This is a genomic window from Streptomyces sp. bgisy159, assembly GCF_965341775.1.
Taxonomy (GTDB): domain Bacteria; phylum Actinomycetota; class Actinomycetes; order Streptomycetales; family Streptomycetaceae; genus Streptomyces.
Genome location: NZ_CBDQZH010000002.1, coordinates 55715 through 76013 on the forward strand (window position 1 = coordinate 55715; position 20299 = coordinate 76013).

A 20299-nucleotide genomic window follows, 5' to 3' on the forward strand; every position below is an offset into this window, starting at 1 on the left:
CGGGGAGGGACTCTTCGGACGGAGCGCCGGGCAGGCCTTGCACCTGCATCTCCCCGCAGGAAGCGGGGCGTCTTTCCTTGGACCACCAACGCACAGTCGGCTTCCGGGAGTTCCGGCGGCCGGTGTGTGATCAACTATAAACCACACCGGCCGCCGAAGTCACATCGGCCGACTCGCCTGGGACAGGCTCAGAGGAGGCCGAGGCCGCGCACCGCGTCGCGCTCCTCCGACAGCTCCTGGACGGAGGCGTCGATGCGGGTGCGGGAGAACTCGTTGACGTCCAGGCCCTGGACGATCTCGTACTTGCCGTCCTTGCAGGTGACCGGGAAGGAGGAGATCAGGCCCTCCGGGACGCCGTAGGAGCCGTCCGACGGGATGCCCATGGAGGTCCAGTCGCCCTCGGCGGTGCCGTTGACCCAGGTGTGGACGTGGTCGATGGCGGCGTTGGCGGCGGAGGCCGCGGAGGAGGCGCCGCGGGCCTCGATGATGGCCGCGCCGCGCTTGGCGACGGTCGGGATGAAGTCGTCGGCGAGCCACTTCTCGTCGTTCACGACCTCGGCGGCGTTCTTGCCGGCGACCGTGGCGTGGAAGATGTCCGGGTACTGGGTGGCGGAGTGGTTGCCCCAGATCGTCAGGCGCTTGATGTCGGAGACGGCGACGCCCGTCTTCTTCGCGAGCTGGGTCAGCGCGCGGTTGTGGTCCAGCCGGGTCATGGCCGTGAACCGCTCGGCCGGTACGTCCGGCGCGGCGGCCTGGGCGATGAGCGCGTTGGTGTTGGCCGGGTTGCCGACGACGAGGACCTTGATGTCGTCCGCGGCGTGGTCGTTGATGGCCTTGCCCTGCGGCTTGAAGATGCCGCCGTTGGCCTCCAGCAGGTCACCGCGCTCCATGCCCTTGGTACGGGGGCGGGCGCCGACGAGGAGGGCGACGTTGGCGCCGTCGAAGGCGACGTTGGGGTCGTCGGTGATGTCGATGCCCCGCAGGAGCGGGAACGCGCAGTCGTCCAGCTCCATCGCGGTGCCCTCGGCGGCGCCGAGCGCCGGGGTGATCTCCAGGAGGCGGAGCTTGACCGGCACGTCCGCACCGAGCAGCTGGCCGGAGGCGATGCGGAAGAGCAGGGCGTAACCGATCTGGCCGGCCGCGCCGGTGACGGTGACGTTCACGGGAGTGCGGGTCATGGCGTTCTCCGTATGACAGCTGGCGGTGAGGCGTCCCTGCCCCGGGGCGGGAACGGATGATCGATCTCTCGGCATCAAGAGATCCACCGGTCAGGCTATCGCGCATCCGGCATCGGGGACTGCCGGGGCCCTGTGGCCCGCCCCACAGAGGGTGACGGCGCGCCGGCCGGACTCAGGGTGTGCAGCCCTTCTGCCCCGACGCGAGCGTCACACACGCGCGGGCCTGCGCGGGGCCGTCCACGGCGACCATCGGGGTGTAGGCGCTGGTGTCGCCGAGGGTCCGCACCGTGTCGCTGCGGCGGACCGCACCGACCGCCACCTGCACCACGTCGCCCGGTCCGGCCTGGGTGATCCGCGCCCAGGCGGCGCCGCAGGCGGCGCTGTAGCGGACCTCGACGAGCGTGGTCCGCACGGTGGCGCTCTTCGCGGTGACCACGAGGGCGCCGCCGCAGCCCATCGCCTCCGCGTCCTTGCCCTCGCAACCCGGCCCGCCGCAGCCGACCCCGGGCGGTGTCGGGAAGCCGGGGCTCGCCGCCGGGGAGGGGGAGGCCGCCGGGGCGCCCGCGCGGCCCTCCCCGGGGCCACCGTCGGTCAGCCAGAAGGCGCCCGCCGCGATGACGAGCACGCCCGCCGTCGCCGTGAGGAACAACAGGCCGCGCCGGCCACCGCCCGTCGTGCCGTCCGCACGGGCCCGAGGCGCTGCCGCCGGGCCCGGGATCGCCGGCGGGACACCGGCGGGTCCCGCGACGCCTGGCCGGACCGGCGTCGGCGTGCCCGGCCGTCTCGGGGCCGGAGCGGCGCCCTCGGCCGGCCCGAACTCCCCGCGCGGGGCCGCCGCCAGGCCGGTCCAGGTCGCCTCGGCCGTACCGCCGCCGTGGGTCTCGGCGTGGCTCCGGGCCCGGGCTGCCGGCTCCCGCAGGGCGGTCAGGCGCGCGGGGTCGGCGCCGGTGACCTCCGCGAGGGCGAGGACCGCGCCCTCGGGCGCGAGCGACCGGCCGTCGAGGTAACGCTCCCAGGACGCCCTGTCGTACCCCGTGCGGTCGGCCACCGCCGAGACGCTCAGTCCGCTGCGGTCCACGACCCTGCGCAGCTGTACGGCGAACTCCCGCACCTGAGGGCCGGGTTCGTCCGGCAAGTCCGTCCACCGAGGCATCGAACCCCCCTCTCCCCCGGACCGGGTCCGCCCGATTGGACACGTTAGCTCCGCCGTGACGCCGAATCGATCCGTATTCGCGCATTGTCGGCACATCGGCACATCGGCCGCTCGAAACGGGGACGGGGCGCGGACGCACGCTCGGTCAGCCGAACACCAGCGCGCCGGCCACCGCCGTACCGAGCAGCAGCAGGAGCAGCAGGACGGCAGTGAGGAGCAGCCGGCCGGCTCCGGTGCGGCCCGGCACGGCGGGCGGCTCCCCGGCCCGCTCCCACCAGGGAACGGTCGGATCGTCCTGGTACTCCCCGCCCGGCGGGACGGTGTCCTGCGCCCGCGCCGCCGCCGGGCGCGGCCACGCCTTCACCGCCAACTCCCAGCGGACGCCGTACCGTTCCGCCTCGGTGCCGGTCAGCCCCGCGACCCGGCACAGCGCGGCCACCGCCTGGCGGGGCGGGGGCTGTACGGCATTGAGGTAGCGCTGCCAGGAGGACTTGCTGTAGGCGGTGCGGGCGCCGAGGGCGGCCAGGCTCAGGCCGGTACGGTCCTTCAGCTCCCGCAGGTGCTCCACGAAGTGCCGCACCTCCGGCGGCAGCTCGGCCGGCAGCGGTTGCCAGGAGCCCATCGCGCACCCACCCCCCACCGCGTCCCGTGTCCCGCCTGGTCGAACCGGTGGACGAGCGCGGGGCCCGTTCGGTTCCGCAGCGGAACGGCCACCTCCGTGCCACAGCGGGCTGACAGGCGTCGAACAGGCCCTTCACCGTGGGAGAGCGGGTGGGCGCGGGGGCGGGTCAGTTGTCGACCGTGAAGTGCAGGGTGTCCTTGAGGAAGGGGATCTGCAGCCACGGGTTGGGCTGGGCCATCAGCGCGAGCAGGACGATGACGGCGCCCAGCACGCCGTAGGTGACGATGTCGGTGAAGCGGGAGCGCACCGCCAGCATGCCGACGCCGGGCAGGAGCCAGCGCAGCACCGCACCGCCGAGCAGGGCGGCGCCGATCAGGATGGTGCCGACGCGGAACTGGTCGAGAGCGGTGAGCAGCAGGCCGAGTCCGACCGTGCTCAGCACGGCCAGCATCGGCCACTGCCGGGCGGGGGCCGGCGCGTCACGGGGCGCGGCCCGGCCGCCGCCCTCGGGCCGGGCGGTGTCCCGGGTGAACCTGGGGAACCGCCGGGGGCCCCGCCGCCGGGCCCCGCCCGCATCGTCCGCCGCGCCGTCGCGCACCTGGGCCCACCACATGTTCCGCCGCGTGTTCCGCCGCCGGGGCGCGCCGGCGTGGCCGGCCGCCCCGCCTCCCGCCTCAGCCGACACTGCGCTCCGCCGCCTCGACCACGTTGACGAGCAGCTGGGCACGGGTCATCGGGCCGACGCCGCCGGGGTTCGGGGAGACCCAGCCGGCGACCTCGCGGACGTCGGGGTGGACGTCCCCGACGATCTTGCCCTCGGCGCTGCGCGAGACACCGACGTCGAGCACGGCCGCGCCGGGCTTGATGTCCTCGGCGCGGATCAGATGGGCCGAGCCGGCCGCGGCGACCACGATGTCGGCGTTCTTGAGGTGCGCCGACAGGTCCCGGGTGCCGGTGTGGCACTGCGTCACGGTGGCGTTCTCGCTGCGCCGGGTCAGCAGCAGCGGCATGGGCCGGCCGATGGTGACGCCGCGGCCGACGACCACGACCTCGGCGCCCTTGGTCTCCACCCCGTAGCGGCGCAGCAGGGTGAGCACGCCGTTGGGGGTGCAGGGCAGCGGGGCGGGCTCGCCCAGGACCAGGCGGCCCAGGTTCATCGGGTGGAGCCCGTCCGCGTCCTTGGCCGGGTCCATCAGTTCCAGGATGCGGTTCTCGTCGATGCCCTTGGGCAGCGGGAGCTGGACGATGTAACCGGTGCAGGCCGGGTCCTCGTTCAGCTCGCGGACGACCGCCTCGATCTCCTCCTGCGTGGCCGTGGCGGGCAGTTCGCGCTGGATGGAGGCGATACCGACCTCGGCGCAGTCGCGGTGCTTGCCGGCGACGTACTTCTGGCTGCCGGGGTCCTCCCCGACGAGGATGGTGCCGAGGCCGGGCGTGACGCCCTTCTCCTTCAGCGCCGCCACGCGGGCGGTCAGATCGGACTTGATCTCGGCTGCGGTGGCCTTGCCATCGAGAATCTGGGCGGTCATGCCCCCCATCCTCCCGGATGACGGGCCCCGGGTTCCAATCCGGTGCGCATTGCACTTGCACAACACCCGGCGGGCGGCGCTGGACACCTGTGCCCCCGTGGAGAACGATTGACGTGATCAAGCACAGTGCCGCGGGCAGTACGGGGGGACGAGCCGCTTCTGTTGACCTTCCTCCGCGCCGCGCCGCGCACCCCGCACCGGCATACGGAGGAAGCGAGACCATGAGCTTCGGCGAACCGAACAACCCCTACGGCCCGCCGCCGCAGCAGAACCCCCAGCAGCCGGGATACGGCTACCCCTCGGCGCCGCCGGTCTCCCAGCCTTACCCCGGCGGGCTCCCGCCCATGACGTCGATGCCGAGCACGGTGTCCGCGGCCCGGATCATGCTCTGGGTGATCGTCGGCCTGAACGTGATCGGTGTCTTCCTGTTCGCCGGTCTGGGCATCGCGGGATCCAACGCGGACGACGTCGACGACTCCGACCTGCGGGACATCCTCGGGGACATCCCGACCGGGCTCATGTACTTCTACGCCGTTCTGGCGCTGGCCTGGCTGATCTGGGCGGCCGTCCTCGCGGTGAAGTTCAAGAGCGGCGGGAACGGCCTCCGGATCACCGCGCTGGTCTTCGGCATCCTGACCGCCGTCCTCGGCGTGTACCCCTTCTTCCTCATCGGCACGGTCCACCTGGTGCTCGGCGTCCTGATCGCCGTCTTCACCGGCAACTCCACCGGTTCCGCCTGGTTCAACCGGCCCCGTCACTGACGTGCTCCGGCCACCCTCGACGCGCGGGAGCCGGCCTCGGCGGCGAGGCCGGCTCCGGCGGGCGGTGCGGATCAGTGGAAGAAGTGCCGCGTGCCCGTGAAGTACATCGTGACGCCGGCCTTCTCGGCGGCCTCGACGACCAGTTCGTCGCGGACCGAACCACCGGGCTGGACGACCGCCCTGACGCCGGCCTCGGTGAGGATCTCCAGGCCGTCGGGGAAGGGGAAGAAGGCGTCGGACGCGGCGTAGGCACCCCGGGCGCGCTCGGCGCCCGCCCGCTCGACGGCCAGCTTGGCGGAGTCGACCCGGTTGACCTGGCCCATGCCGACGCCGACCGAGGCGCCGTCCTTGGCGAGGAGGATCGCGTTGGACTTCACGGCCCGGCACGCCTTCCAGGCGAACGCCAGCTCGGCCAGCTCGTCGGCGCTCAGCGCCTCGCCGGTCGCCAGGGTCCAGTTGGCCGGGTCGTCGCCCTCGGCCTGGAGGCGGTCGGTGACCTGGAGGAGCGCGCCGCCGTCGATCGGCTTGACCTCCACCGGGTGGGAGGGCGCGGCCGGTGCCTTGAGGACCCGGAGGTTCTTCTTCCTGGCGAGGGCTTCCAGGGCGCCGTCCTCGTAGTCCGGCGCGACGATGACCTCGGTGAAGATCTCCGCGACCTGCTCCGCCATCTCCTTGCTGACCGGCCGGTTGACGGCGATGACGCCGCCGAACGCCGACAGCGGGTCGCAGGCGTGGGCCTTGCGGTGGGCCTCGGCGACGTCCGCGCCGACCGCGATGCCGCAGGGGTTGGCGTGCTTGATGATCGCGACGCAGGGCTCGTCGTGGTCGTACGCGGCACGGCGGGCGGCGTCCGTGTCCGTGTAGTTGTTGTACGACATCTCCTTGCCGTGCAGCTGCTCGGCCTCGGCGAGGCCGGTGCCCGTGCCGTCGACGTAGAGCGCGGCCGCCTGGTGCGGGTTCTCGCCGTAGCGCAGGGTGCTCTTGCGCTCCAGGGCGGCGGCGGTGAAGTCGGGGAAGGGCGAGTCGTCCACGGGCGCGTAGGCGCCGGCGAACCAGCCGGCGACCGCGATGTCGTACTCCGCGGTGTGCCGGAACGCCTCGGCGGCCAGCCGCTTGCGGGCGGCGAGGTCGAAGCCGCCGTCCCGGACCGCGGCGAGGACGTCGGCGTACCGCGCGGGGCTGGTGACCACGGCGACGGACGGGTGGTTCTTGGCGGCGGCGCGGACCATCGAGGGGCCGCCGATGTCGATCTGTTCGACGCACTCGTCGGGCGAGGCGCCCGAGGCGACGGTCTCCCGGAACGGGTAGAGGTTGACGACGACCAGGTCGAACGGCGCCACGCCCAGCTCGTCGAGCTGCTGACGGTGGCTGTCGAGGCGCAGGTCGGCGAGGATGCCCGCGTGCACCCGGGGGTGCAGCGTCTTGACCCGGCCGTCGAGGCACTCGGGGAAGCCGGTGAGCTCCTCGACCTTGGCGACGGGAACACCGGCGGCCGCGATCCGGCCGGCCGTGGAACCCGTCGACACCAGCTCGACGCCCGCCTCGTGCAGCCCGCGCGCGAGGTCCTCCAGTCCGGTCTTGTCGTAGACGCTGACCAGTGCGCGACGGATGGGCCGCTTGTTGCTCTCGGCGGTCACTGGATAACTACCTTTCGTCCCTCGATGCGATGGCCGCGGCGGGCGAGCCGTCCCACGACCTCGACGAGCAGCCTTCGCTCGACTTCCTTGATGCGCTCGTGCAGCGCGCTCTCGTCGTCCTCGTCCCGGACCTCCACCACGCCCTGGGCGATGATCGGGCCGGTGTCGACGCCGTCGTCGACGAAGTGGACGGTGCAGCCGGTGACCTTGGCTCCGTACGCGAGCGCGTCGCGGACACCGTGGGCGCCGGGAAAACTGGGCAGCAGGGCGGGGTGGGTGTTGACGAACCGGCCGCCGAAGCGGGCCAGGAACTCCTTGCCGACGATCTTCATGAAGCCGGCGGAGACCACCAGGTCGGGTTCGTGGGCGGCGACCGCCTCGGCGAGCGCGGCGTCCCACTCCTCGCGGGAGCCGTAGTCCTTGACCCTGCGCACGAAGGTGGGCAGCCCGGCGCGCTCGGCACGGGCGAGCCCCTCGATGCCGTCCCGGTCGGCCCCGACGGCGACGATCCGCGCCCCGTAGGACTCGGCGCCGGTGCGTTCGATCTCGTCGAGGAGCGCCTGCAGGTTGGTACCGGATCCGGAGACCAGCACGACCAGGCGCTTGGGCTCGGGGCTGGCCACGGGGTTGGCGGCCACGGTGGGGGCCTTTCTCGGGAGGCGGACTGTCACGGCGACGGCTTGTGCGATCGTACGAATGCTTCGCACCCCCGGATACGGGGAAGTCTACGAACCGGTCGACCGTCAGCAACGATACCGGCACACCGGACGGCCCCCTCGGGACGGGGGCGTGGCCGGAAGGTAGCGTCTGGGAGGAGCGGGTCCGGGAACGCGGTGGTCGTGCCGCACGTTCCCCGGGTGCACGCTCATGGACTCGCCCATGACTCGATGCAGATCCACGTCGAAATCACCTAGGGGAAGACGCTCTTTGATGCCGGACCGCAGCCTGCGACTCCTCACGTTCCCGCCGCTCCCGGCACAGGCCGGCGAGCGTGGCGCCGTGCTGCTGCGGGAGCGGCCCGGTTCTCCCCCCGAGACCGGCCAGACCTCCGACGGCGACCGCGACCGGGGCGGGGACCAGCAGGACGACAACCCCTTCGCGCCACCGCCGGAGGGCACTCCCGACCGGCCGTGGCAGCCGCGCCACCCCGCGACGGGCGGGGATCAGGGGCAGCAGGGCGGCGGCTCGCCCTGGGGCAGCCAGTGGAGCGACCGCCAGCCCGGGCGTTCCGACGGCGGGTTCGGTGAACGGCCCGGCGAGCGGCCGGGTGGCGGCCCGGAGGGCGGCGGGGGCCCGGGCGGCTCCGGCGGGCAGGGCGGCCCCGGCGGCTCCGCGCCGCGCTGGGACCCGACCGACCCCGCCCAGCGCCGGGCGCGCTACGCGCTGCTGGGCGGCATGTGGGCCTTCTTCTTCGCCCTGTTCAGCTGGACGTACGTGGCACTGCTGCTGGGGGCGCTCGCCCTGTACTGGGGCATCAGCGCCCTGCGCGCCAAGCCCCGCACCCCCGACCCCGACGCGCCGGCCGCCCCGCCCGCCCCCGGCACGGGCCGCCCCCAGACCACGGCCGCGATCAGCGGCCTGGTCACCGCGTCGCTGGCCCTCGCGGTGGTCGCCACCGTCTTCACGACCCAGCTGGTCTACCAGGACTACTACACCTGCAAGCAGGACGCCCTGACCCACGAGGCCGAGCAGGGCTGCAGCGACCTGCTGCCGAAGGAACTCCGGAGCATCCTCGGGGAGGACTGACGGTGAGGATGCCGGTGGCTTGCCCGGGTGGGTCCGGCTCACGGACCGACCGACGCCGACTGGCTGTCCTCCAGGGGATGCGTCGGCCCGCTCGGGGTCTCACCGCACGCGACCGGACGGGCGTCCGTGACCATTCGACACGTCAGGAGCCGGACGGCCGAGGCCGGCGCGGGTGAGGTCCCGCCGGAAACCGGCGTGGTCACCTGCCTGGTCGCCGACGCAGGTCACGCGCCCGGGCAGCCGGGTCGGCCGGTCGTGGGCCCCGGTCACGGGGAAGGCTGGTCGGGGTTCTCCGAGGGTTCGCCGGGAGGCGTTCGGCGGGCGGTGTCGTCGTGCCGGGGGTTCTGGTGCGAGGAGTCGTGGGGCGAGGGGTTCGGGTACGAATCCTGGGGCGAGGTGTGGTCGTGCGACGAGTCCCGGGGCGACGGGTTCGCGTACGAGGAGTGCTGCGAGGGGTGCTCGTACGAGGAGTGCTGGGGCGAGGGGTGCTCGTACGGAGGGAGCGGTGAGTCGAGGAGGGGGTCGGGGCTCGGGTCGTGGGGGAGGAAGTCGTAGGGCTCGAAGGTGGGGTCCGGGGCGGGTGCGGGCTTCGCGTCGGGGGTGCGGGGGACGCCGACCGGCGTGCGGTCGGCGGATGCCGATGCCGTGAACGTCCCGTCGGTCTCGGTGCCGGTGCCGTCCCGGCCCGTTCCCCGGCGTCGCCAGGCCCGTACCGCGAGCGCGGTCGGCACCGCCGTCACCGAGGTCCACGCCAGCGCCGCCGCCCCCACCTGCCATCCCACCGGCCCGAAGCGGGCGAGCGCGGCCGCCCCCAACGGGCCGCCGGACAGCGCGGCCAGCGCGCCCATGGCGACGGCGACGAACCCGGCGGCGAGCAGCGCGACACGGCAGGTCCGGCCGCCTGACCAGGGGAGACGGTTCTTCGGCCGGGCAGCGCCGCCGCTCTGGTCGTCGGCGGGCCGCGGGCCGGGCGGGCCCGGAACGCCGGCGGTGTGCTCCGCGAGGGCGTCGGCCACCGCCTGGCCACGGCCCGGTGCGGCCGCACGGGCCACGAACCAGCCCACCGTCACCCCCGCGACGACCGGCACCGCACCCGCCGCCCAGTTCCAGGGCGTCCCGGCGCCCGCGTCGGGCACCGCCGCGAGCAGCGGGAACGGCGGCAGCAGCGGCGCGGGGTCGGAGGCCAGCGGGGTGACCGGATGGCCGGCGCCGAGGGCGAAGCCGGGGCCGAGCGCGTAGGCCGCGCCCCACAGCGCCGCGTTGGGCAGGAGCGCCACGCACAGCAGCAGCACCGCGAACCGCCCCGACCACCCCTCCGTCAGCTGCAGGAACGTCATGCGCGCGACCGCGCCGTGCCACACCGACGACGCGGCCACCAGACCCGCGCCGCCCCCGGCGAGCAGCGCCACCCCGGCCCCCGCCGCCCGCCCGGCGGCGCCGAGCGCGGCTCTGCCGCCCGGGCCGAGTGCCCGCCGCCGCAGGCCGCGCGGCAACAGCAGGAGCACGTCGTCCAAGGGGCGCCGCGGACGGCCGTACGCCGTCCAGACCCCGGCCCCGGCCGCGACGGCGGCGACCGTCGGCAGCGCGACCGCCGTCCAGCCCCAGGCGGGGCGCAGATCACCGCCGGCCGCGTACAGCGCGGCGCCCGCGCCGACGGCGAGATAGCCGAGGACGACACCGGTCCACGCCGTACGGGCACCGGCCATCACCCCGTGCTCGTCGGCGAGGGCGGCGTCCCGCGCCGCCCGGTGCACCAGCCACCCCGGCAGCGCGAGCAGGAGCAGCGGGATGACGCCGACCGGCGCGGGCACGCCGGCGAGGGTTTCCGTGCGGACCAGTTCGGTCCCGTGGGCGAAGAGCCACAGGGCGGCGGCGACGTGCAGCGCGGCACTCGGCCCGCTGTCGGGGTAGGGAGAGCTGATCCAGAGCACCATCACCAGCACGGCGCAGGAGCCGAGCCCCAGCCCGGCGGCGAGCACGCCACCCAACAGGCTGGCGCCCAGTCCGGGTGATCGGTCGCGCATCCGGGTGAGCAGGGATGACAGGGACGATCGGCGAGCGGTCATCGGCAGCACACACGCCATGCTCCCAACGACACGCGATTTGACGTCGTAACAGGCGAAGCTCCGTTGTGTCGCCCAATATACGTTTATGTACTTTTCCGTACGGAAGTCCCGGACGGGGCCGGCCTCGGGTCAGGTGGCGGATGAGGTGCGGGCCATGACGGTCGGTCTGGTGAAGGAACCGCCGGAGAGCGCCCTGTCCGCCGAGCACGCGGTGCCACTGACCCCCGCTCAGGCTTTCGACGCGCTCTACGCGTTCTGCGCTCCCGCGCTCGTACGGCAGACCTATCTCCTCACCGGCCGCCGCGAACTCGCCCGCGAGTCCGTCGAGCGCGCCTTCCAGCACGCCTGGGACCACTGGCCGCGCGTGGCCCGCGACCCCGATCCGGCGGGCTGGGTGCGGGCGGCGGCGTACGAGTACGCCCTCTCCCCCTGGCACCGGCTGCGCCCGCGCTACCGTCACCCCGAGCCGCCCCCCGCCGACGCCGCCGACCGCGCGCTGCTCGACGCGCTGCTGCGGCTTCCGCCGCCGTACCGCCGTACCCTCGTGCTCTACGACGGGGTCGGCCTCGACCTGCCGGAGACGGCGGCGGAGACGGAGGCGAGCACCCCGGCGACCGCGCACCGTCTGCTGCACGCGCGCGAGGAGCTCACCGCGCGCGTTCCCGACCTCGCCGACCCCGCGCTGCTGCACCGCCGCCTCGCCGAGGTCGCCTCCGCCGAACGGCTGCGCGCGCCCAAGCCCCTGACCGTCCGGCTCGGCAGCGAACGCCGGGCACGCCTGTGGACGCGGGCGGCGGTCGCCGTCACGGTCGCCGTCATCGGCGTCACGGTCCTCGCGCTGCGCACCGCCCCCACGTCGTACGAGCCGCCGGTACCGGCCGGTGAGACGATCCAGGGCGTGCCGGAGAAGGCCGCCCCGGGCACCCTCTCGGACGCGGAACTCGACCTGCGTGCCCGGCTCAGGTCCCACACGGCCAACGGCCCGCAGCGGCTCGTGCCGCAGGCGCGATAGGCGGCTCGTACGCAGGGCCACCGGAGCGGGCGGCCACCACAGACGCCGGTGGGCCCGCCCCCACGCAGGGAGCGGGCCCACCGAGAACGCGGCCGAGCGGGATCGGCGGTGTCAGGCGCTCAAGATCTCCCGGGCCAGCTTCGCCGTCTCGGTCGGCGTCTTGCCGACCTTGACGCCGGCGGCCTCCAGGGCCTCCTTCTTCGCCTGGGCGGTGCCGGACGAGCCGGAGACGATGGCGCCCGCGTGACCCATGGTCTTGCCCTCGGGGGCGGTGAAGCCCGCGACGTAGCCGACGACCGGCTTGGTCACGTTCTCCTTGATGAACGCGGCCGCGCGCTCCTCGGCGTCGCCACCGATCTCACCGATCATCACGATCAGCTCGGTGTCGGGGTCGTCCTGGAACGCGGCCAGCGCGTCGATGTGCGTGGTGCCGATGATCGGGTCACCACCGATGCCGACGGCGGTCGAGAAGCCGATGTCACGCAGCTCGTACATCATCTGGTAGGTCAGCGTGCCGGACTTCGACACCAGGCCGATGCGGCCCGGCTTGGTGATGTCGCCCGGGATGATGCCGACGTTCGAGCCGCCCGGGGTGATGATGCCGGGGCAGTTCGGGCCGATGATGCGGGTCTTGTTGCCCTTCTTGCCGGCGTACGCCCAGAAGGCGGCCGTGTCGTGCACGGCGATGCCCTCGGTGATCACGACGGCCAGCGGGATCTCGGCGTCGATGGCCTCGACGACGGCGTCCTTGGTGAACTTCTCCGGCACGAAGATGACGGAGACGTTGGCGCCGGTCTTCTCGATGGCCTCCTTGACGGTGCCGAAGACGGGTACCTCGGTGCCGTCGAAGTCCACGGTCTGACCCGCCTTGCGCGGGTTCACGCCGCCCACGACGTTCGTGCCGTCACCGAGCATGAGCTTGGTGTGCTTCATGCCGGTGGCGCCGGTCATGCCCTGGACGATGACCTTGCTGTCCTTGTTGAGCCAGATAGCCATGGTGGTTTGAGTCCTCGTCCTTGTGCTTACTTGGCGGCGTGGGCCAGCTCGGCGGCCTTGTCGGCCGCGCCGTCCATGGTGTCGACGCGCTGCACCAGCGGGTGGTCGGCGTCGGTGAGGATCTGCCGGCCCAGCTCGGCGTTGTTGCCGTCGAGGCGGACGACGAGCGGCTTGGTGACGTCCTCGCCGCGCTCCTCCAGCAGCTTCAGGGCCTGGACGATGCCGTTGGCGACCTCGTCGCAGGCGGTGATGCCGCCGAAGACGTTGACGAAGACCGACTTGACGTCGGGGTCGCCGAGAATGATCTCCAGGCCGTTCGCCATGACCTGGGCGGAGGCGCCACCGCCGATGTCCAGGAAGTTGGCGGGCTTGACGCCACCGTGGTTCTCACCGGCGTACGCGACGACGTCCAGAGTGCTCATGACGAGACCCGCGCCGTTGCCGATGATGCCGACCTCGCCGTCGAGCTTGACGTAGTTGAGGTTCTTCTCCTTGGCGGCGGCCTCCAGCGGGTTGGCCGCGGCCTTGTCGTGGAGCTCCTCGAAGTCGGGGTGACGGAACTCGGCGTTGTCGTCCAGCGACACCTTGCCGTCGAGGGCGATGACGTCCCCGGAGGCGACCTTGGCCAGCGGGTTCACCTCGACCAGGAGGGCGTCCTCCTTGATGAAGGTGTCCCACAGCCGGACCAGGACGTTCACGACCTTGTCCGCGACCTCGGCCGGGAACTTCGCGGCCTCCACGATCTCGCGGGCCTTGGCCTCGTCCACACCGTCGATCGGGTCGATCGGGGTCTTGGCGACGGCCTCCGGACGGGTGGCCGCCACCTCCTCGATCTCCACGCCGCCCTCGACGGAGGCGATCGACAGGAAGGTGCGGTTGGCACGGTCGAGGAGGAAGGAGACGTAGTACTCCTCGACGATCTCCGGAGCGGTCTCGGCGATCATCACCTTGTGGACCGTGTGGCCCTTGATGTCCATGCCGAGGATGTCCGTCGCCCGGGCGACGGCCTCGTCCGGGGTGGCGGCGAGCTTGACGCCGCCGGCCTTTCCACGACCACCGACCTTCACCTGCGCCTTGACGACGGACTTGCCGCCCAGACGCTCGGTGATCTCGCGCGCCGCCTCAGGCGTGTCGATGACTTCACCGGCCAGCACCGGTACATCGTGCTTGGCGAAGAGGTCCCTCGCCTGGTACTCGAACAGGTCCACGCGCTTCCGTCCCTATCAGTGATCTCGCGGTTCGTTGGATGCGTGGGCGTGCCGCGAGGGCAACGTGACGACCGCATGTGTCACATGTCACAAGGGAAGCGCACACGGTGTCCGAGCGCGCGGCATGTCCGTCTCGCAGGTTATCTCTGCTACCGGGAGCCCTCTAAATCGCGGGTCACACCTGAGCGGTGATACCTGTCACATGATGCCGTCCTCACCGGCACGGGGTGCCGCGTGTGAGCGCTTGCGCCGACTGCGACCTGCGGCCTTCCCGGTGTGCGCAGGGTCCCCGCCCCGGTGCGGGCAAGGTGCCGGCCGGTCCGACGGCCGGACCGTCGGGGTCCCGCGTCCCGCGTGGTCACCGGATCTTCCGGAGGTCTCACCGGGTTGGGGTGGGCCCGGTGAGACCGCCGTGCACAGCCGGAGGCTGCTCGGGGCGGCCGTCCCCACCCCTTTGGGGACGGCCGGCCCCGGAACCGTGGAGCCCCACCCGAACAGGTCCGACGGCTTTCGGCCGTCCGGGTCGGTCACCCCACGGAGTCTGCTGCGCCAGGCGCCGTACGGGGCGGTGGCGGTCGTGTGCGTGTGCATGCGTCCCGTCAGGTCTCGGGAGGGGGTCGTCCGAGGCCCTGGAAGCCGCAGCCGATCCGGTTCGGGATCTTCGGGTTCCGGGGGCTTCCGGTTGCTGTCGGGCAGACCTGCTTCGCCCCCGGCGCGGCAGGGCGAGGGGAAGGCGTCCGGCTAGGCGGGGAAAACGGGAATGTCCCGGTACCGGTCCCGGCTCTCGAAGACGTCCGCACGCGCGACATCAACGGCCGCGAGCCTCCGCAGCTCCTGATGGTGCGGAGTGACGGCCCACGCGGCACCCACGGCCGACGCGTGCATCGGCTCCCGCGAGGATGCGCGCGCCGGTGCGTGCACGGGCGTCCGCGCCGGCAACGAAGCCGGCCGATCGGCAGCCGCCCGCACCACGTCACGCCCCGGCACGGCCGCTTCCGCCGCCTGAACGCCGGTCTCCGGATCCGGAGCTGCCTCCTCGGCCGCCTGCGCCTGGCCCCCGGACAACAGCCCCACCGCGAACAGTCCGCCCAGCAGCAACACCCCTCGGAACACACGCCGCCCCGCCCCGGGGCGCACGAGGCGCCGGGCGGCTGCTGAGGCCAGAGCGGTGAGCCAGGTCAAAGGGGGCTGACCTCCCGTGTGGCGGTACGGCTCGTCAAGGGCCGGGGTTGGCCTCGCGAAGGCGTCGATCCTTGCATGATGGTCCGGCGGTCACGCAAGCCCCTCGTTACCGATGAGTACTCATGTCCCGTTTGCCGGCCGCTCCGCCGGGACGTCGGGCCGACAAGTCGTCAGCCGGCGTCCGGTATCGGCAGTGGCCGCTTCTCGATCGCCGCCGCCATCACCTCCGGGAAGTGGTCCGGTGTACAGGCGAACGCCGGTGCCCCGAGCGCCGCCAACGCCGCCGCGTGGTCCCGGTCGTAGGCCGGCGCCCCCTCGTCCGACAGCGCGAGCAGCGTCACGAAGCGCACTCCCGACGCCTGCATCGCCGCGACCCGCTTCAGCATTTCCTGCCGTATGCCCCCCTCGTAGAGATCGCTGATCAGTACGACGACCGTGTCCGCGGGCCGGGTGATCCGCGACTGGCAGTACGCGAGCGCCCGGTTGATGTCCGTACCACCCCCGAGCTGCGTACCGAACAGGACGTCGACCGGATCGTCGAGCTGGTCGGTCAGGTCCACGACGGCGGTGTCGAAGACGACGAGCCGTGTGCTGATCGACCGCATGGATGCGAGCACGGCCCCGAACACCGACGCGTACACCACCGACGCCGCCATCGACCCCGACTGGTCGACACAGAGGATGACCTCCTTCCGGACCGCCCGCGACGCCCGCGCGTACCCGACCAGCCGTTCCGGCACCACCGTGCCGTGCTCCGGCAGGTAGTGCTTGAGGTTGGCCGCGATGGTGCGGTTCCAGTCGATGTCGCGATGGCGTGGCCTGCTGACCCTCGCGCCGCGGTCGAGCGCCCCGGTCAGGGTGGCCCGGGTACGGCTCGCGAGCCGCTGCTCCAGGTCCCCGACCACCTTGCGGACGACGCCTCTCGCGATCTCCCTGGTGCTCTCGGGCATCGCCTTGCCGAGTGAGAGCAGGGTGCCGACCAGGTGCACGTCCGGCTCCACCGCGGCCAGCATCTCCGGCTCCAGCAGCAGCGTGGACAGGCCGAGCCGGTCGATGGCGTCGCGCTGCATGACCTGGACGACGGAGGAGGGGAAGTACCTCCGGATGTCACCGAGCCAGCGCGCCACCGCCGGTGCCGACGCGCCCAGCCCAGCCGTGCGCTCCCGCCCCGACGGCGCCCTGTCGGCGCGCCCGTAGAGCGCGGACAGCGCTCCGTCCATCGCCGCGTCCCGCCCCGCCAACACATACCCCGTGCCGTCCGCCGCCTCGCCCCCCAGCACCAGGCGCCACCGCCGCAGCCGCGCCTGGTCCTCTGCCTCCCGCTGTCCGGGCGTCATTCCCTCACGTCCCCCTGTATCCCCTGCACCGCCTACGCCACCTACGCCACCTGTGCCCACTGGATCCATCTCACCCTCCCTCACGCCTCTGTCCTTTTCCTCCGTCTCCGCCTCCGTCCCCTCTTGTTCCTCCTCCTCGCCTCCCGGTGCTTCGGCCCGCCTGCGCCGTCACGCCCTCACACCCGCGCTGCTCCGACCCTCCGGCGCCCCCAGCAGCAGCCGGACCACCGGCAGCACCGCCTCCGCACGCGCCCGGTCCGGCTCCGGCGCGAACCCCGGGGCCGCCGCCCCCGCCCCCGTCACCTCGCCACGCTCCGCCGGCCCACGCCGCACCAGCTCGCCCAGCGTTCGGCGCACCCCCGTCTCGTACGCGGAGAACGTCCGCCGCAGGAGCGGCAGCACATCCGTGAAGGCCTCCGCCGGCACACCGGTCAGCCACTCGTCGACCAGGGCCAGCAGCCGCTCGTCGTGGACCAGCAGCATCCCCCCTCCGGAGCCGCCCCCGAGGAACCCCTCGATCCACAGTGCCGCGTCGGCCGGTGGCGTCCCGACCGACAGGGCGAGCCCCATGAGGCGCGCCGCCTCGTCCGGCTCCAGTTCCCCACAGTCCAGCAACAGCCGTACGGCCCGCCCCCGCACGACTCCCGGCACGCTGTCCCGCCCCGCCAACGTCCGCAGCACCGCCCGCCACCGGGCCGGGAGGCCGGAGGGGGTGGCGGCTCGGCAGGGTTCACCACCGGGCTCCCCGCTGGCATCCCCCAGCAGCCCCACCACCCCGTGCACCGCGTCCACGTGGCGGCGCATCTCCTCCGCCGCGTCGGCGTCGAGTCCGGCGCAGGCCGCAGGCAGCCCCACGAAGATCCGCTCGGCGAGACCCGCCGCCACCTCCGCCAGCGCCCCGGTGCCGGTGCCCCGGACGTCGCCGTAGCGCAGCGAACGGACCAGCGCGGGCAGGGCCTGGGCGAGGTGACCGACATCGGTGTCGAGGGCCGCCCGGTCGGCGAGGACCCGCATCACGGCGGGCAGCGCCCGCGGCAGTTCGGCGAGCAGACAGCACTCGGCGAGGCCGGTGACCTCGGCCAGGGTCTGTGCGCCGACGGCGTCCGCCTCCGCCTTCGCGGTGGCCGCCGCGCACACGGTGGTCCCCCACACGCCGGCCTCCGCGACCCGCACCGACAGCTCCGGCTCCCAGTGCAGCCGCCACGTCTCCCGGAAGGTGCCCGTGCCGGCCCGTGAGGCCGTGGGCCGGCCCCACTCGACGCCGAGCAGTCGCAGCCGGTGCAGCAGGCGGCCGCGCTCCGCGTCGGTCTCCTTGCGCAGATCCAGCTCCAGTTCCCGCTCCCGCGCCTCCGGCCTGAGCCGCAGTCGCCGCTGCAGCCGGTCCAGGTCACGCTGCAAGGGCACCGCGGGCGCCGTGGCCGGTACCTCGCCCAGCACGTCCCCCACCTCCAGCCGGTCCCGCACCAGGTCGAGCGGCACGTCCGAGCCGTCGCACAGCACCGCCCGCACCGCGTCGGTGGCCTCCCCGAGGCCGGGCAGCGGCCTGCCGCGCAGCGCGGCGAGCGTGTCCGCCAGCCGCACCGCCTCGATGACGTGCGCGGGGGACACCGTCCGGCCCTCCTCCCGGAGCAGCCCGGCGACCCTGGTCAGCCAGCGCTCGACCGGCCGGTCCGGGGCGGCGAACAGATGGCCGTACCACCCCGGCGAGCTGATGCCCGCCCCGTATCCTCCGGCCCGCGCCAGCCTCCGGTGGGTCCACGGCACCCAGGTCGTGTCCACCTTGACCTTCGGCAGCCCCTTCAGCAGAGCCCGGTCGGCGGACACGGTGGTCCGCCGCCGCAGCGCCGGGACATGCCAGGCTCCGCACACCACGGCCACCCCGTCGGCCCCGAACTCCCGGACCGCCGCCCGCACCTGGAGCCGCATCGCCGCCTCGCGCACGGCGTCCCGCTCGTGCTGCCCGTCGGGCTGGGTCTCCCGCATGGCTCCCATCGCCTCCTCCAGCGCGGCGAACGGCGCGAACGGTCCCGCCGGGCCCCCGCCCCGGTGCTCGACGACGTCCTCCCACCAGCGCTCCGCGTCCTCGTACCCGGCGGCCTCGGCGAGCACGGCCAGGGGATCAAGCCGAAGCCCCTCCCCATGGCCCTCCGGCTCCCCCGCTCCCTCCCCCAGACCCCTGTGCTCCCCGCCGGGCTCCCCCTGCTCCGCCGGGTCGCCCGGCTCCCCGTCGGCCCGCCCCGCCGCGGCCCGGCCCGCCCCGGGCTGGTCTGCGTCGCCCTGCCCACCGCTCGGCCCTCCCCAGCCCCTTTCTCCCGTGCCCGTGTCCTCCCGCCCTTGCCACGCCAGCGTGTGCGCCGCCGGCAGGTCGATGAAGCGGACCGGAACCCCCTGCTCCAGGGCCCAGCGGAGCGCGACCCACTCCGGGGAGAACGCGGCGAACGGCCAGAAGGCGGAGCGGCCGGGCTCGTCGACGGCGTGGGCGAGCAGGGCCACCGGCGGCCGCATGTCCTCGTCGGCGGCGAGCGCCAGCAGTGTGTCGGCCTCCGGCGGTCCCTCGATCAGCACCGCCCTCGGCCGGGCTGCCGTCAGCGCCGCCCGCACGGCCCGGGCGGAGCCGGGCCCGTGGTGCCGTACCCCCAGCAGCAGGGGCCCCTGCCCCCGTCCCCCGCTCATCCGGCCGCCTCCCGGCAGGCCCGGTAGAAGTCGGTCCACCCCTCGCGCTCGCGGACCACGGCCTCCAGGTACTCCTGCCAGACGACCCGGTCCGCGGCCGGATCGCGGACGACCGCGCCGAGGAGACCGGCGGCCATGTCGCCGGGCCGCAGGACACCGTCGCCGAAGTGGGCGGCGAGGGCGAGGCCGCCGGTCACGACAGAGATGGCCTCGGCGGTGGACAGGGTGCCGCTGGGCGACTTCAGCTTCGTCCGGCCGTCGGCGGTGACCCCGGCTCGCAGTTCCCGGAAGACCGTGACCACCCGGCGGATCTCGTCCGCCCCGTCGGGCACGGCCGGCAGGTCGAGGGATCGGCCGATCTGGTCGACGCGGCGCGCGACGATGTCCACCTCGGCGTCGACACTGGCCGGCAGCGGCAGCACCACACTGTTGAAACGGCGGCGCAGGGCGCTGGAGAGGTCGTTGACCCCGCGGTCGCGGTCGTTGGCGGTGGCGATGAGGTTGAAGCCGCGTACGGCCTGCACCTCCTGCCCCAGCTCGGGGATCGGCAGGGTCTTCTCCGACAGGAGGGTGATGAGGGTGTCCTGCACATCGGCCGGGATACGGGTCAGCTCCTCCACCCGGGCCGTCATGCCCTGGGCCATGGCCCGCATGACGGGGCTGGGCACGAGGGCGTCGCGGCTCGGGCCGTGGGCGAGCAGTCGCGCGTAGTTCCAGCCGTAGCGGATGGCCTCCTCCGGGGTGCCCGCCGTGCCCTGCACCAGCAGGGTGGAGTCCCCGCTGACGGCCGCGGCCAGGTGCTCGGAGACCCAGGTCTTGGCGGTGCCGGGCACGCCGAGCAGCAGCAGGGCGCGGTCGGTGGCGAGTGTCGTGACGGCGACCTCGACGATGCGGCGCGGACCCACGTACTTCGGCGTGATCACGGTGCCGTCCGGCAGGGTACCGCCCAGGAGGTAGGTGGCGACCGCCCACGGCGACAGCTTCCACCGCGGTGGTCGGGGGCGGTCGTCCTGCCGTGCCAGCGCGGCGAGTTCATGGGCGAACGCGTCCTCGGCGTGCGGTCGCAACGCCTCGGTCTGCTTCTCCTCCGCCAGGTCCACGGACCTCGGTTCCACGGACACAGACACAGCTGGTCCCCCTCTCCAGCTCGGCCGGTTCGGATCTGGCTCCCACCTTGCACCACCCCACTGACAGTCGGC

General features: G+C 73.6%; 17 protein-coding genes. 3 read left to right on the forward strand and 14 right to left on the reverse strand.

All coding sequences use genetic code 11. The annotated features are described in order from the left end of the window. Nucleotides 1-188 precede the first annotated feature (188 nt). The 5 genes from ACSLTV_RS02275 to ACSLTV_RS02295 form a co-directional block, all read right to left on the reverse strand. Complete coding sequence (locus ACSLTV_RS02275; protein WP_432134900.1) at nt 189-1178, reverse strand: malate dehydrogenase; 990 nt, start codon at nt 1176-1178, stop codon at nt 189-191. A 172-nt stretch (nt 1179-1350) separates the two neighbouring features. Next, entirely contained in the window at nt 1351-2331 is a 981-nt protein-coding gene (locus ACSLTV_RS02280) for a DUF2690 domain-containing protein (protein WP_432134901.1), read from the reverse strand. 145 nt (nt 2332-2476) lie between these two features. Next, nucleotides 2477-2953 (reverse strand): helix-turn-helix domain-containing protein, encoded by a 477-nt coding sequence (locus tag ACSLTV_RS02285; RefSeq protein ID WP_432134902.1) that lies wholly within the window; start codon nt 2951-2953, stop codon nt 2477-2479. Between the two features lie 166 nt (nt 2954-3119). Then, complete coding sequence (locus ACSLTV_RS02290; protein WP_432134903.1) at nt 3120-3566, reverse strand: DUF3017 domain-containing protein; 447 nt, start codon at nt 3564-3566, stop codon at nt 3120-3122. A 61-nt stretch (nt 3567-3627) separates the two neighbouring features. Continuing rightward, nucleotides 3628-4482: a bifunctional methylenetetrahydrofolate dehydrogenase/methenyltetrahydrofolate cyclohydrolase gene (locus ACSLTV_RS02295; RefSeq protein WP_432134904.1), complete on the reverse strand. Its 855-nt coding sequence runs from the start codon at nt 4480-4482 to the stop codon at nt 3628-3630. Nucleotides 4483-4703: 221 nt separating this feature from the next. On the opposite strand from ACSLTV_RS02295, the gene ACSLTV_RS02300 reads away from it, so the two are divergent. Then, nucleotides 4704-5243 carry a hypothetical protein gene (locus ACSLTV_RS02300; protein WP_432134905.1) on the forward strand — a complete coding sequence of 180 codons (540 nt, stop codon included), beginning with the start codon at nt 4704-4706 and terminating at the stop codon, nt 5241-5243. 71 nt (nt 5244-5314) lie between these two features. Here ACSLTV_RS02300 and purH read toward each other — a convergent pair whose 3' ends face one another. Continuing rightward, entirely contained in the window at nt 5315-6880 is a 1566-nt protein-coding gene (purH, locus tag ACSLTV_RS02305; protein WP_432155391.1) for a bifunctional phosphoribosylaminoimidazolecarboxamide formyltransferase/IMP cyclohydrolase, read from the reverse strand. Further along, nucleotides 6877-7518 (reverse strand): phosphoribosylglycinamide formyltransferase, encoded by a 642-nt coding sequence (gene purN, locus ACSLTV_RS02310; RefSeq protein ID WP_432134907.1) that lies wholly within the window; start codon nt 7516-7518, stop codon nt 6877-6879. The genes purH and purN overlap by 4 nt, the downstream gene beginning before the upstream one ends. Nucleotides 7519-7810: 292 nt before the next feature. On the opposite strand from purN, the gene ACSLTV_RS02315 reads away from it, so the two are divergent. Then, complete coding sequence (locus ACSLTV_RS02315; RefSeq protein ID WP_432134908.1) at nt 7811-8626, forward strand: hypothetical protein; 816 nt, start codon at nt 7811-7813, stop codon at nt 8624-8626. A 266-nt stretch (nt 8627-8892) separates the two neighbouring features. Here the strand turns inward: ACSLTV_RS02315 and ACSLTV_RS02320 are convergent, their stop codons facing one another. Further along, complete coding sequence (locus ACSLTV_RS02320; RefSeq protein ID WP_435611522.1) at nt 8893-10710, reverse strand: cell division protein PerM; 1818 nt, start codon at nt 10708-10710, stop codon at nt 8893-8895. A 136-nt stretch (nt 10711-10846) separates the two neighbouring features. On the opposite strand from ACSLTV_RS02320, the gene ACSLTV_RS02325 reads away from it, so the two are divergent. Beyond that, nucleotides 10847-11704, forward strand: a complete 858-nt coding sequence (locus ACSLTV_RS02325) for a sigma factor-like helix-turn-helix DNA-binding protein (RefSeq protein ID WP_435611523.1) — start codon at nt 10847-10849, stop codon at nt 11702-11704. Nucleotides 11705-11815: 111 nt separating this feature from the next. On the opposite strand, the gene sucD is transcribed toward ACSLTV_RS02325, so the two are convergent. The 6 genes from sucD to ACSLTV_RS02355 all read right to left on the reverse strand — a co-directional run bounded on the left by sucD (nt 11816) and on the right by ACSLTV_RS02355 (nt 20227). Then, nucleotides 11816-12700: a succinate--CoA ligase subunit alpha gene (gene sucD / locus ACSLTV_RS02330; protein ID WP_432134911.1), complete on the reverse strand. Its 885-nt coding sequence runs from the start codon at nt 12698-12700 to the stop codon at nt 11816-11818. A 26-nt stretch (nt 12701-12726) separates the two neighbouring features. Then, nucleotides 12727-13908 carry an ADP-forming succinate--CoA ligase subunit beta gene (sucC, locus tag ACSLTV_RS02335; protein ID WP_432134912.1) on the reverse strand — a complete coding sequence of 394 codons (1182 nt, stop codon included), beginning with the start codon at nt 13906-13908 and terminating at the stop codon, nt 12727-12729. Between the two features lie 741 nt (nt 13909-14649). Beyond that, complete coding sequence (locus ACSLTV_RS02340; protein WP_432134913.1) at nt 14650-15009, reverse strand: hypothetical protein; 360 nt, start codon at nt 15007-15009, stop codon at nt 14650-14652. A gap of 251 nt (nt 15010-15260) precedes the next feature. Then, the gene (locus ACSLTV_RS02345) at nt 15261-16427 is read right to left on the reverse strand and encodes a VWA domain-containing protein (protein ID WP_432134914.1); all 1167 of its coding nucleotides are present in this window, start codon (nt 16425-16427) and stop codon (nt 15261-15263) included. A 168-nt stretch (nt 16428-16595) separates the two neighbouring features. Continuing rightward, nucleotides 16596-19100 (reverse strand): DUF5682 family protein, encoded by a 2505-nt coding sequence (locus ACSLTV_RS02350; RefSeq protein WP_435611524.1) that lies wholly within the window; start codon nt 19098-19100, stop codon nt 16596-16598. After that, on the reverse strand, nt 19097-20227 hold the full coding sequence (locus ACSLTV_RS02355; protein ID WP_432134916.1) for an ATP-binding protein: 1131 nt from the start codon (nt 20225-20227) through the stop codon (nt 19097-19099). Before ACSLTV_RS02355 ends, ACSLTV_RS02350 begins: the two co-directional genes overlap by 4 nt. Nucleotides 20228-20299 lie beyond the last annotated feature (72 nt).

Excerpts from the sequence above, each read along its gene's own strand:
- ACSLTV_RS02325 (WP_435611523.1), top strand. The coding sequence starts at position 10,847 with ATGACGGTCGGTCTGGTGAAGGAACCGCCGGAGAGCGCCCTGTCCGCC.
- ACSLTV_RS02320 (WP_435611522.1), bottom strand. The coding sequence starts at position 10,710 with ATGGCGTGTGTGCTGCCGATGACCGCTCGCCGATCGTCCCTGTCATCC.
- ACSLTV_RS02290 (WP_432134903.1), bottom strand. The coding sequence starts at position 3,566 with ATGTGGTGGGCCCAGGTGCGCGACGGCGCGGCGGACGATGCGGGCGGG.
- ACSLTV_RS02295 (WP_432134904.1), bottom strand. The coding sequence starts at position 4,482 with ATGACCGCCCAGATTCTCGATGGCAAGGCCACCGCAGCCGAGATCAAG.
- sucD (WP_432134911.1), bottom strand. The coding sequence starts at position 12,700 with ATGGCTATCTGGCTCAACAAGGACAGCAAGGTCATCGTCCAGGGCATG.
- ACSLTV_RS02315 (WP_432134908.1), top strand. The coding sequence starts at position 7,811 with ATGCCGGACCGCAGCCTGCGACTCCTCACGTTCCCGCCGCTCCCGGCA.
- ACSLTV_RS02275 (WP_432134900.1), bottom strand. The coding sequence starts at position 1,178 with ATGACCCGCACTCCCGTGAACGTCACCGTCACCGGCGCGGCCGGCCAG.
- ACSLTV_RS02280 (WP_432134901.1), bottom strand. The coding sequence starts at position 2,331 with ATGCCTCGGTGGACGGACTTGCCGGACGAACCCGGCCCTCAGGTGCGG.
- ACSLTV_RS02345 (WP_432134914.1), bottom strand. The coding sequence starts at position 16,427 with ATGACGCCCGGACAGCGGGAGGCAGAGGACCAGGCGCGGCTGCGGCGG.
- ACSLTV_RS02300 (WP_432134905.1), top strand. The coding sequence starts at position 4,704 with ATGAGCTTCGGCGAACCGAACAACCCCTACGGCCCGCCGCCGCAGCAG.
- ACSLTV_RS02350 (WP_435611524.1), bottom strand. The coding sequence starts at position 19,100 with ATGAGCGGGGGACGGGGGCAGGGGCCCCTGCTGCTGGGGGTACGGCAC.
- ACSLTV_RS02285 (WP_432134902.1), bottom strand. The coding sequence starts at position 2,953 with ATGGGCTCCTGGCAACCGCTGCCGGCCGAGCTGCCGCCGGAGGTGCGG.